The following is an 11967-nucleotide window of genomic DNA, read 5'->3' on the forward strand; positions in this document are numbered from 1 at the left end:
GATTTTCAGTGACTCTTCGACCTCTTTTCGCGGCCCTCGCCGTTGTCGCTCTGGCGGGATGTGCAGCCGATCCTGCGCCGAATGAACAAATACGCCTCACCCAACAAGCCTTGGAACAAGCCAGCGCCGTGGGCGCCAGTACTGATGACTCGCCCGAATTGAAACTGGCCGAAGACAAGTTTGCGCAGGCCAAGGCCGACATGGCCGATGAATCCTACAAAGACGCGCGCATGCAGGCCGAACAGGCCGAGCTGGACGCGCGCCTGGCTGAAGCCCGGATACTGACCCGCAAGAGCCAGGAACAACTCAACGTGCTCAACACCCGCATCACGCGTCTGCGCAAGCAATTGCAGTTGGGGGAAGCCCAATGAGCCCGATGATCCGTGCCGTGAGCTGTGTGTTGCTGCTGGGCAGCGCCGTGTTGGGCGGTTGTGCCAGCCATCCCAATGGCGAGCAGGCGCTGCAACAGGCCGGCAACGACTTCCAGAAGGTCAAGGAAGACGCCAATGTGCTGCGCTTCGCCCCCAAGGACGTGATTCGCGCCGGTGAGTCCCTCGCGCGTGCCGATCGCTTGTCCAGCTACTGGGGCAGCGGCGCCGACGTGGTGCATTACGCCTACCTGAGCCAGCGCTACAGTGCCATCGCTCGCGAGCACACTGAGCAGGCGCTCAACCAGGAGCGTGGCGCCAAGCTTGAATTGGAGCGCCAGCGCCTGCAGTTGGCCCTGCGTGAAAACAAGCTGATCAGCGTGCAGCAGCAGGGCAAATGGCTCGAAGAGCAGATCGCCAGCCTGGCCACCACCCAGACCGATCGCGGCCTGGTGATGACCCTGGGCGACGTGCTGTTCGATACCGGTGACGCCGAGCTGAAAAACTCGGCCAACCGCACAGTGCTGAAGATCGTGCAGTTCCTGCAACTGAACCCCAAGCGCGTGGTGCGCATCGAGGGCTACGCCGACAACACCGGCGGCGAGCAGGAAAACCTCAAGCTGTCGCGTGACCGTGCGCAATCGGTGGCCGATGTGCTGGTCGACCTCGGCATCGATGAAAAACGTATCCAGGTCGAAGGCTACGGCGACCAGTATCCGGTCGAGGCCAACGCCTCCGAGCGCGGCCGCGCGCAGAACCGTCGAGTGGAAATTGTATTCTCCGATGAGAAGGGCCAACTGGGCGCTGCCCGATAGGCCGCCAGCGCAGATCAAAATGTGGGAGCGGGCTTGCTCGCGAAGGCGGCGTATCAGTCNTTTAAGTGGCTGATGCACCGCCTTCGCGAGCAAGCCCGCTCCCACATTTCGTTTCGGTGCAGAGCTGGAATTCCATTCCCCCACCCCTACAGTTTTTACTGTCACTCCCGCCCGCGCTCGACTATTGTGGCAACTGTCCCCGTACACTTCTAAACTGTGCCGGTATGTTTCACACAAAAATAAAATACCCGTGAAATCGAGTGCTGCGTCATGACCAATCTGTTGCTTTATCAACGTATCGCCCAGCAACTGGCTGAGGATATCCGGCGCGGTGTCTATCAACCGGGTGAGCGCGTGCCTTCGGTGCGCAAGATGAGCTCCCAGCTCAACGTCAGCCATGCCACGGTGTTGCAGGCCTACGCCAACCTGGAAGACCAGGGGCTGATCCGGGCGCGGCCGCAATCGGGCTACTACGTGCACCAGACGCCGGCGCTGACGGCGCCAACGCCGGACATTGCCCGTGTCGAGCGTCCCGGGTTGGTCACCCGCAGCAGCATTATCCAGCAGGTATTGGGCGAGTCGCGCCGTGAAGGCGTGTTCCCGCTGGGCGCCGCCGTGCCGAGTGTCGACTACTTGCCGGTCCGCGCGCTGCACCAGCAGTTGGCCAAAGTCACCCGCTTCCAGAGCCCGCGTGCGTTCAGCTACATGTTCAGCCCGGGTTTCGAGCCGTTGCGCCGCCAAGTGGCGATTCGCATGCGCGACGCCGGTGTGGTGGTGGACCCTTCCGAGGTGGTGATCACCCACGGTTGCGTGGATGCGTTGCAGATGTCGCTGCGCGTGCTCACACGCCCAGGCGACCTGATTGCCGCCGAATCACCGACCTACTATGGCTTGCTGCAACTGGCCGACCTGCTCGGCCTCAAGGTCATCGAGATCCCCAGCGACCCGTCCACCGGCATGAGCCTTGAAGCCCTGCAACTGGCGGCCAACCAATGGTCGATCAAGGCCCTGGTGTTGACCACGCGCCTGAGCAATCCCCTGGGCGGCACCATGCCCGAGGAGCGACAGAAACAATTGCTGCGGCTGGCCTCGGACTTCGATATCCAGATTGTCGAGGACGATATCTACGGCGAGCTGATGTTCGAACTCGGTCGCACCAAGGCCCTCAAGGCCTATGACCGCCTGGACCGGGTCATCTACTGCTCGAGCTTTTCCAAGACGTTGTCGCCGGGGGTGCGCATTGGTTGGATGATCGCCGGCAAGTACCAGCAGGAAATCCAGCGCCTGCAGATGTTCAGTACCCATTCCGCCTGCAGCGTGACCCAGATGGGGGTGGCGGCGTACCTCGAGAACGGTGGCTACGACCGCCACCTGCGCTACATCCGCCAGGAATATCGCAAGAACCTCAGCGCTTTCCAGCTGGCGGTGCAGCAGTATTTCCCGGAAGGCACCCAGATGACCCGCCCGACCGGCGGCTTCATCCTGTGGGTCAGTTTGCCCGGACGGGTCAATACCCAGGAACTGCACGTGCGTGCCCTGCAACAGGGCATCAGCATTGCGCCGGGGTTGATCTTCAGCAATACCGAGCAGTTCAACCACTGCATCCGCCTCAATTGCGGCACGCCGTGGAACCGCGAGGCAGAGCGGGCGCTGATGACGTTGGGGATGTTGGCCAGCCAGTTGTGCCAGGAGACGGCAGCCGGCTTTTGAGCGGTGTATTGGGGACAACTCCGATAGCTGGCTAATCACCGCGCTTGTCATGCCGCGCACAACAAGCGAGCATATGGCCCTCTGCCGTTAATGCTGTAGGCGATATGACCTCATTTGTTCGTGCTGCTTTGGTGATTGGCCTGTTAAGCCTGTGTAACGTCAGCCCGGTGCTGGCGGCAACGCCTGTGACTGACGCCCAGCCCGCCGCCAGCAACCAGCAGAAAACGCCTGCGAAAAAACCGGCACCGGCGCAAAAAGCCGCCGCGACCAAGAAAAAAGCCGCCACGGTGAAAAAACGTGCACCGGTAGCGAGCAAGTCAAAATCGGCCCGCGAAGTCGCCCAAACCCAACTGGCACCGGCACAGTTGGACCTGACACTGCCTACGGACATGGTCCGGCACCTGCAGCCCCTGGGCACCATGCCCAAGCCCAAAAGCGTACCGCTGCTGCCGCCGATGTTTGGTGACAAGCCCACTGACAACAGTGCCTTCCAGATCAACGGGCGCCTGCTCAGCAATGAAATGAAACTGCAACTGCGCAACGAAGAGCGCCGCGATGTTGAAGGCGCGGCGTTGGAGTTCGAGTTCAAGCAATAAACTTTTCGCCTTAACGTGACGTCACCTCTCGACCATCTGTCGCAGACTGGTCAGTCACTTTTGTTTTCTGCGAAAAACCCCTGTTAGACCATTTTAAAACGGCTGTTTAAGGGCGTACTCTAGCCCGGCCATCCACATTGAGTCGTCGAGGACCTTTTGGTCATGAAATGCCGTGAAGGCTGTGGCGCGTGCTGCATCGCCCCCTCCATCAGTTCGCCATTACCGGGCATGCCACATGGCAAACCGGCCGGCGAACGCTGCCTGCACCTGTCGGTCGAACAGCTATGCCAGCTGTTCGGCCGGCCGGAACGCCCGGCGGTGTGCAGTGATTTCAAGGCCGATATCGAGGTCTGCGGCACCGACCAGGCCGATGCAATCCGGTTGATCGGCTGGTGGGAGCAGATGACGGCGGCTTGATGGGCTTTACTATCGGAACTTCAACAATAAGGAATACAACAATGGGTTCGCTGAAACGAATGGCTGTGTTGTGCGGTTTTACGCTGGTGTTTGCTGCCACTGCCCAGGCTGAGGATTGGCAAGTCGCCAAGGACGAAGACGGTATCAAAGTGTCCCTGAGCGAAATTGCCGGCTCCAAGTACAAGGCCTATCGCGGTGTGACCGTGATCAAGGCACCCGTGGCCAAAATCGTCGCCCTGCAGGAAGACGTGGCCGGTGCCTGTGCCTGGATCCACGAGTGCAAGTCCCAGAAGCTGGTCGACAAGAAAGGCGACGAGAGCTGGACCTACACCCAATTCAAGGCCCCGTTCCCCGTGACGGACCGGGATTCCTACCTGCATATCACCACGACCAAGGCGGCCGACGGCACGCTGACCCGTAAGCTCGAGGGCGTCCCGACTTACAAGCCTGAAGAAAAAGGCTACGTACGGGTTGCCCAGGTCGATGGCTTCTGGAAACTCGTGCCAAAAGGCGACAACCAGACCGAAGTCACTTACCAGGTGCACACCGAGCCAGGTGGCAGCGTGCCGTCGTGGTTGGCCAACAAGTTTGTGGTGGACGCGCCGTTCAACACCTTGAAAGCCTTGAAAGAACACGCTGAAAAATAAGCGCAGTTGATCCGGTGCCTCCTGACTTGAGTGGAACGTTTGGCGAACCCTCAAGGTCCAGATAGTGGTAAGCCCACACACGGGTTTTATCGAGGAGGCACCGATGCAAAAGTGGCAGATTACCTTCGTTGATGATCACGGCGTTCAGTCCGTCGAGCAGTTCACCTGCGATCAGAAGCCCAGCCTCGAAGATGCGGCACACATGATTCGCAACAAACTGGTGCCCATCGCCGCTGAACTGGACCTCAATGACCTGGAGGGCCGCAAGCCTGAGCCTACGGTCAAGATCCTCAAAGACCAGAACAGTATCCAGATCCTCGACATCTCTCCCGCCGCCTGAATATTCCCTGTACACACTTAAAGCGCCTCTGGTGGAGGTGATAGCTTCGCGCTACTCTGCAAGTGAGATCAGCGAACGAATCGCTAAGGTCTGGTCTTGTCAGCTACATGCTTGTTTTCCAGCGGTGATGTTTTTGCCGTAGCTCCCACGCCAGTACGGCGTGGGCTTCGGGAAGCACGGAAAGTCTATCCATCAATTCGAGGAGCACTTTTCATGAGCACAGCCTATCAAGAAGACATCAGCACCAACGTTCTGCGCCGCATGAAAGAAGGCGGCTTCGACTTCTCGCGTTTCCACCCCATTGAGTTCTACGCCATATTCCCGGATGAGGAACGGGCGCGCAGGGCTGCGGGTGAGTTTCGTGGGGAATCCCTGAATGCCCAGGTCAGCGCGCGCGACGATGGCGCCTGGTACCTGGAACTGAGCAAAATCATGTTTGCAACCTACGACGGCATAGGAGACTTCGAGCAGGACTTCGAGGCGGTGGTCGAGCCTCTGGGCGGCATTATCGAGGGATGGGGCGTCAAGCAGGAGGTGCGTGGGTTACCCATGTAGCAGTATGAGAAACACAGCGTATCGGCTGACCTTCGGGTCGGCCGATTTTGTTTGTGGCCAGCCCTAATCGCTGTCCGGTTCGGCATCGACGCCAACCTCACTATCACCCCACCTACACAGCATTTCTCCAGCCAAAAAAAAGCCACCCGAGCAGGGTGGCCTAAAGGGAAGAGCGTTGCGCTGAAGCGGTAGGACGCATCCTGTTCAGCAGATGGTTGCGATTATCCGCAAGCGCGACCGGGCAGTGAAATCAACTCTGACTATGCTGTTGATAGCCAAAGCGCGCATTGCGATGAAGCGTGCGCCTGTGCGCGGGGCATTCTGCGCACCAGGACGGTGCGAGCAGATCCCTTTGGTTATTCAACGCACTGATTTTTAAGTGTTTATGCCGCTGGCATGGGCCTTGCGAAGGTTCAAGCGTCCGGGTGACAAGGAGTTCGGCATGATCCGCACTTATTACGACGAAATGTACGACGGGGCAGGGCAGGTTCGCCCCCATTACCGCGAGTTCGCCCGCTGGTTGGCTGAAACCCCTGTTGAACTGCTGGCCCAACGCCGGCGCGAAGCCGATTTGCTGTTTCACCGCGCCGGGATCACCTTCACCCTGTACGGCGACGAGCAGGGCACCGAGCGCCTGATTCCCTTCGACACCATCCCGCGCAGTATTCCCGCCAGCGAATGGCGGATGGTCGAGCGCGGCTGCATCCAGCGGGTCAAGGCGCTGAACATGTTTCTCGCCGACCTGTACCACGAGCAACGCATCATCAAGGCCGGCATCATCCCCGCCGAGCAGGTGCTGGCCAACGAGCAATATCAACTGGCGATGCAGGGGCTGAACCTGCACCGCGACCTGTATTCCCACATCTCCGGGGTCGACCTCGTACGCGATGGCGACGGCACTTACTACGTTCTCGAAGACAACTTGCGGACACCGAGCGGCGTCAGCTACATGCTCGAAGACCGCAAGATGATGATGCGCCTGTTCCCCGAACTGTTCGCCGCCCAGCGTATCGCGCCCATCGATCATTACCCCAACCTGCTGCTCGATACCCTGAAAAGCTCAAGCCCCCTGGATAACCCCAGTGTGGTGGTGCTGACCCCGGGCCGCTTCAACAGCGCGTTCTTTGAACACGCTTTCCTGGCCCGCGAAATGGGGGTGGAGCTGGTGGAGGGCGCCGACCTGTTCGTGCGTGATGACCGGGTGTTCATGCGCACCACCGACGGCCCCAAGGCCGTCGATGTGATCTATCGCCGCCTCGACGATGCGTTCCTCGACCCGCTGGCGTTCAACCCGGACTCCATGCTCGGCGTGCCCGGTCTGCTCGCCGCGTATCGCTTGGGCAATGTGGTGCTGGCCAACGCGATTGGCACCGGAGTGGCGGATGACAAGTCGGTGTATCCCTTCGTCCCCGAGATGATCCGTTTTTACCTGGATGAGGAACCCATCCTGCAGAACGTGCCTACCTTCCAATGCCGTAAGCCCGACGAATTATCCCACGTGCTGGCCAACCTGCCGGACCTGGTAGTCAAGGAAACCCAAGGTTCCGGCGGCTACGGCATGCTGGTCGGCCCGGCCTCGACGGCGGCTGAAATCGAAGCCTTTCGCGCACGCATCAAGGCCAAGCCCCACGCCTATATCGCCCAGCCGACCCTGTGTTTGTCCACCTGCCCGACCTTCGTCGACAACGGCATCGCCCCGCGTCATATCGACCTGCGCCCATTCGTGCTGTCCGGCAAGGAAACCCGCGTGGTGCCTGGCGGGCTGACCCGCGTGGCGTTGCGCGAAGGGTCGCTGGTGGTCAACTCGTCCCAGGGCGGCGGCACCAAAGACACCTGGGTGGTCGAGGATTGAATTATGTTGAGTAGAACTGCCTCGGATTTGTACTGGATGTCGCGCTACCTGGAGCGTGCGGAAAACCTCGCGCGCATGCTCGATGTCAGCTATTCGCTGTCGTTGATGCCCCAGGATGGGCGCGGCGATGGCCTGCATGAATTGGCCATGCCGCTGTTGATCACCGGCACGCTGGAAGATTACCGCGAGCGTCATGGTGAACTGCACGCTGAACACCTGCTGCATTTCTTCGCCCTCGACGCGGCCAACCCGGCGAGCATCTACAGTTGCCTGGGCGCTGCGCGGGCCAGCGCCCATGCCGTGCGTGGGCGAATTACTGCGGACATGTGGGAAAACATCAACGCGACCTGGCTGGATATTCGCGATATCGCCCAGCAGGGCTTGAGTCGCTACGGCATGAGCCGGTTCTGCGAATGGGTCAAGGAGCGCTCCCACCTGTTTCGCGGGGCGACCTACGGCACCATCATGCGCAACGATGCCTTCCGGTTTATTCGCCTGGGGACGTTTATCGAGCGTGCCGACAACACCCTGCGCCTGCTCGATGCACGTTATGAAATGGCCGGCGACCGCGCCGAAGCTGTCACCGACGGCACGGCCCACGCCTACTATCAATGGAGTGCCTTGCTGCGCGCGTTGTCGTCGTTCGAGGCCTACACCGAGATTTACCGCGACGCCCCCGGCGCCCGGCAAGTCGCGGAACTGTTGCTGTTGCGCGCCGATGTCCCGCGTTCGCTGCGCGCCTGCAGCGAAGAGATCGACCAGATCCTCGCCAGCCTGCCCGGCCTCAACGGCCGCCCGGCCCAGCGCCTGGCCGCCGAAATGGACGCGCGCCTGCGCTTTACCGCTATCGATGAGATTCTCGAGGAAGGCCTGCACGCCTGGCTGACCGACTTTATTCCCCTGGTCCGCCAACTCGGCGACGCCATCTACAGTTCCTACCTGGAGGCCGCATGAGACTCTCCATCAGCCACGAAACCACCTACCGCTATGAAGACCAGGTGCGCAACAGCATCCAGTATCTGCGCCTCACGCCCCACGACAGCGAGCGCCAGCATGTGCTCAGCTGGCAGTTGGACCTGCCACGCCCGGTGCGTGCGCAGGTGGACCCGTTTGGCAACATCCTGCATGTGCTGACCCTGGACGAACCCCACGACGCCATCATCATCGGCGCCCGTGGCCAGGTGGATATCGACGAACTGCGCGAGGCCGAACACGAGAGCCAGTCGGCTTTCCCATTCCTGCGTTGCACACGCCTGACCGAGCCCGACGAGGCCTTGCGCGGTTTTGCGCAACAGCATTGCCATCAGCGCCGCGATCGCACGGCGCTGATCGACCTGATGCACGCCCTGCACCAGTCGATGGTCTACACGCCGGGCTCCACCGAAGTCGACACCTGCGCCGCTCAGGCCTTTGCAGGGCATGCGGGTGTGTGTCAGGACCACACCCACGCGTTCCTGGCCTGCGCGCGCAGCCTGGGGATTCCTGCGCGTTATGTGTCGGGATATTTGTACACCGAAGACACCGCGCACCTGGCCAGCCACGCCTGGGCCGAAGCCTGGCTGGATGACGCCTGGTACAGCTTTGATGTGACCAACCAACTGGCCCGGCCGGAGCGGCACTTGAAACTCGCCGTGGGCCTGGACTACCTCGACGCCTGCCCGGTACGCGGCATGCGCCGTGGCGGCGGGCATGAGCAGATGCATGCCAAGGTGTTCGTTGCGCCGACGCCGGTGATCTCGGTGCAGCAGCAGTAAGAGACTGCCCGAAGCTCTGCTGCTGATGTTTGTGGTAAGTGGACTTGTTGTGGCAAGCGGGCTTGCCCCGCGTTGGGCTGCGCAGCAGCCCTAAAACCCTGCACTGAGGAGTGCCTGACACAGTGCATTCTGCTTTATCAGGGCGGCTGCGCAGCCCAACGCGGGGCAAGCCCGCTCGCCACAACAAGCCCGGTAGACAAAACAATCTCAGTTGCCAGAACAAGCCCACCTACCCATCACCCAGCATTCACGGCTGCTGCTTACGCCCCGCCATATGCTTCAAATAACCCACCAATAAATCCAACTCGCTGTCTGGCAACACGCTGGCGGCGAATGCTGGCATTTTTGCCTGTGGCCAATGCCGCAGGCTCTGCGGGTCGCGGATATAACGCTTGAGGAAGTCGGCGCCGAAATACTCGGTGGGGTTGTAGGGAATATTCAGGTCCGGCCCCACCTGCGCATCGCCGGCGCCATTGAGGCGATGGCAGGCCAGGCAGTTTTTCTGGAACAACGCGAAGCCCTGATTGACCGGGTCATTGGCGGCCAGCGCCGGGTCGGGCAACAGCGCGGGGAAGCGCTCGGCCACCGTCTTCAACTGTTTGATCGTGGAGATCTGGAACGGCCACTGCTCAGGGCTGATATGCCCGGCTTGCGGATCGGTCCACACCAGGTAGAACGGCCCTGCACTCGGCTTGCCGTCGGCCAGCGCGGGCCAGGGGTGAGCCGGGTCCTCCACGGCCAGCCAGGCGCGGGCGCCGCGGGTTTGCAGCAACGGCGCCGCCGCCAGTTCGGCGGCAAATCCATCCAGGGCGACGGCTTGCAGATGAGCTTCGGGCGTGAGACCCGGTAGGAGCACGGCCAGCGGTACCGCGCGATAAGTCATATTGCGCTTGTAGGAAACGTCATCGACGATCTGCACGGTCTGCGCGTCCGGATGCTTGAGCAGGTCGGCGGTCTGCCAGGTCTTGCGCGTGTGGTCGAGTTCGATGCTCAACGAGGCTGCCGTGGCAGGTACGGCAATGAACAAGGCGAGAAGGGCGAGGATGAGTTTCAACGGATAAGCCCGATGCGAGGGGACGATGGGGCTCACGATAGCGCAAATTCGCACGCAAAACGGCAGCGCCTGCAACAGGACCGCTATACGCAATGTCCCGGCAGGTGCTGCCAAAAACTGCAGTCCTGGTGCTGTGTGTGCACGGAATGTGGCGAGTGAGTGGTCACCCAATGACCTTGGTCAAGTTGGGCAGGATCAGAATCAGTGTGGTGGCGAAAAGAATAAGTCCCGCCTGACGTACTTTCGAATGTTTGAACATGGCTGACTGCCTTTTGTTGTTATTCCTGAGCGTCAAATGCGTGCCGGTAAAATCTACTATGCCGTTATGACGTGTCGCTTTTCTTACAGTTGCTCCAGCAAAACCCGGCAGCAACTTCCTACTGATTGAACCTTAGAGCCCTCGTTCTGCGTGGCTTAGATCCATTTAATATCAGCTAATCAGGATTTCAGCTTAAAACGCTATGAGGCCTATCGCCATCTTGGCGCCAATGCCTTGGCTAGACAGCTAAAACGATTAATCAAGCAATACGCGCGTAAGCCTACCGTTCGTCCGAGCGTGGTGGTCAAAAGCAATGAGCGCATCCGTCATTGAAACCGTGTCAATCGGGCCTAAGGTAGGGGCACACATGCACAGCGGTTCGAGGATGTCATGACCCAAGCTTTGATCTTTGATGCGATACGCACGCCCCGGGGCAAAGGCAAGGCCGATGGTGCCTTGCACAGTGTCAAACCGGTCGACCTGGTGGCCGGTCTGCTGACAGCGCTGGCGCAACGCAGCGACCTCGACACGCACCAGGTGGATGACATCGTGCTCGGCTGCGTCACGCCCGTGGGGGACCAGGGCGCGGACATCGCCAAAACCGCCGCGCTCGTTGCGGACTGGGCCGTCAGCGTCGCCGGCGTGCAGGTCAACCGCTTCTGCGCCTCGGGCCTGGAAGCGGTCAACCTCGGCGCGATGAAAGTGCGTTCCGGCTTTGAGGACCTGGTGGTGGTCGGCGGCGTCGAGTCCATGTCCCGTGTGCCGATGGGCAGTGATGGCGGCGCCTGGGTACTCGATCCGCACACCAATATGCACAGCCACTTCACGCCCCAGGGCATCGGCGCCGACCTGATCGCCACCCTCGAAGGCTTCACGCGCGAGGACGTCGATACCTTCGCCCTGCAGTCCCAGCAGAAAGCAGCCAGGGCGCGCGCCGACGGTTCCTTCAGCAAGTCGCTGATCGCAGTGCAGGACCAGAACGGCATTGTGCTGCTCGACCAGGATGAATTTATCCGCGGTGACTCCACCCTCGAAGGCCTCGGCAAGCTCAAGCCCAGCTTCGAAATGATGGGCCAGATGGGCTTCGACGCCACCGCGCTGCGGGTCTACAGCCATGTAGAACGCATTCACCATGTGCACACGCCGGGCAATAGCTCCGGGATTGTCGACGGCGCTGCGCTGATGTTGATCGGCTCCGAGGCCAAGGGGCGCGAGCTGGGCCTGCAACCGCGGGCGCGAATCGTCGCCACGGCGGTGACCAGCACCGATCCGACCATCATGCTCACCGGCCCGGCGCCGGCTACCCGCAAGGCCCTGGCCAAGGCGGGTTTGCGCGTTGAAGACATCGACCTGTTTGAAGTCAACGAAGCGTTTGCGTCTGTCGTGCTCAAGTTCATCAAGGACATGCGCATCGACGCCGCGCGGGTCAACGTCAACGGCGGCTCCATCGCCATGGGCCATCCGCTGGGCGCCACCGGTTGCGCGATCCTCGGCACCCTGCTCGACGAACTGGAGGCGCGCCAGCAACGTTACGGCCTGGCCACCCTGTGCGTGGGCGGTGGCATGGGCATCGCCACCATTATCGAACGCCTCTGAGCCG

At 61.0% G+C, this 11967-nt stretch carries 13 protein-coding genes; 12 read left to right on the top strand and 1 reads right to left on the bottom strand.

Going from position 1 to position 11967, the window contains the following annotated elements; translation table 11 throughout:
• Window positions 1-8 precede the first annotated feature (8 nt).
• The 11 genes from BBG20_RS28200 to BBG20_RS28250 all read left to right on the top strand — a co-directional run bounded on the left by BBG20_RS28200 (window position 9) and on the right by BBG20_RS28250 (window position 9054).
• Window positions 9-371: a DUF4398 domain-containing protein gene (locus BBG20_RS28200; RefSeq protein ID WP_065909356.1), complete on the top strand. Its 363-nt coding sequence runs from the start codon at window positions 9-11 to the stop codon at window positions 369-371.
• On the top strand, window positions 368-1183 hold the full coding sequence (locus BBG20_RS28205) for an OmpA family protein (RefSeq protein WP_065909360.1): 816 nt from the start codon (window positions 368-370) through the stop codon (window positions 1181-1183). The genes BBG20_RS28200 and BBG20_RS28205 overlap by 4 nt, the downstream gene beginning before the upstream one ends.
• A gap of 270 nt (window positions 1184-1453) precedes the next feature.
• On the top strand, window positions 1454-2893 hold the full coding sequence (locus BBG20_RS28210) for an aminotransferase-like domain-containing protein (protein ID WP_017527404.1): 1440 nt from the start codon (window positions 1454-1456) through the stop codon (window positions 2891-2893).
• Between the two features lie 104 nt (window positions 2894-2997).
• On the top strand, window positions 2998-3489 hold the full coding sequence (locus BBG20_RS28215) for a translation initiation factor 2 (protein ID WP_065909361.1): 492 nt from the start codon (window positions 2998-3000) through the stop codon (window positions 3487-3489).
• Window positions 3490-3651: 162 nt separating this feature from the next.
• A complete protein-coding gene (locus tag BBG20_RS28220) occupies window positions 3652-3906 on the top strand; it encodes a YkgJ family cysteine cluster protein (RefSeq protein ID WP_065909363.1) in 255 nt (84 codons plus the stop codon).
• A gap of 41 nt (window positions 3907-3947) precedes the next feature.
• Window positions 3948-4553, top strand: coding sequence for an START domain-containing protein (locus BBG20_RS28225; RefSeq protein ID WP_065909364.1), 606 nt, complete (start codon window positions 3948-3950; stop codon window positions 4551-4553).
• 103 nt (window positions 4554-4656) lie between these two features.
• Window positions 4657-4893 (top strand): hypothetical protein, encoded by a 237-nt coding sequence (locus tag BBG20_RS28230; RefSeq protein ID WP_065909365.1) that lies wholly within the window; start codon window positions 4657-4659, stop codon window positions 4891-4893.
• Between the two features lie 213 nt (window positions 4894-5106).
• Entirely contained in the window at window positions 5107-5448 is a 342-nt protein-coding gene (locus BBG20_RS28235; RefSeq protein WP_015885395.1) for a ribonuclease E inhibitor RraB, read from the top strand.
• Window positions 5449-5890: 442 nt separating this feature from the next.
• Window positions 5891-7300, top strand: coding sequence for a circularly permuted type 2 ATP-grasp protein (locus tag BBG20_RS28240; RefSeq protein WP_065909367.1), 1410 nt, complete (start codon window positions 5891-5893; stop codon window positions 7298-7300).
• Between the two features lie 3 nt (window positions 7301-7303).
• Window positions 7304-8254 (top strand): alpha-E domain-containing protein, encoded by a 951-nt coding sequence (locus BBG20_RS28245; protein ID WP_065909369.1) that lies wholly within the window; start codon window positions 7304-7306, stop codon window positions 8252-8254.
• Complete coding sequence (locus BBG20_RS28250; protein WP_065909371.1) at window positions 8251-9054, top strand: transglutaminase family protein; 804 nt, start codon at window positions 8251-8253, stop codon at window positions 9052-9054. Before BBG20_RS28245 ends, BBG20_RS28250 begins: the two co-directional genes overlap by 4 nt.
• A 247-nt stretch (window positions 9055-9301) precedes the next feature.
• Here BBG20_RS28250 and BBG20_RS28255 read toward each other — a convergent pair whose 3' ends face one another.
• Complete coding sequence (locus BBG20_RS28255) at window positions 9302-10108, bottom strand: c-type cytochrome (protein ID WP_065909373.1); 807 nt, start codon at window positions 10106-10108, stop codon at window positions 9302-9304.
• Between the two features lie 649 nt (window positions 10109-10757).
• On the opposite strand from BBG20_RS28255, the gene BBG20_RS28260 reads away from it, so the two are divergent.
• The gene (locus BBG20_RS28260) at window positions 10758-11963 is read left to right on the top strand and encodes an acetyl-CoA C-acetyltransferase (RefSeq protein ID WP_065909375.1); all 1206 of its coding nucleotides are present in this window, start codon (window positions 10758-10760) and stop codon (window positions 11961-11963) included.
• Window positions 11964-11967 lie beyond the last annotated feature (4 nt).

The sequence above is a fragment of the Pseudomonas aylmerensis genome, from assembly GCF_001702265.1.
GTDB classification, from domain to species: Bacteria; Pseudomonadota; Gammaproteobacteria; order Pseudomonadales; family Pseudomonadaceae; genus Aquipseudomonas; species Aquipseudomonas aylmerensis.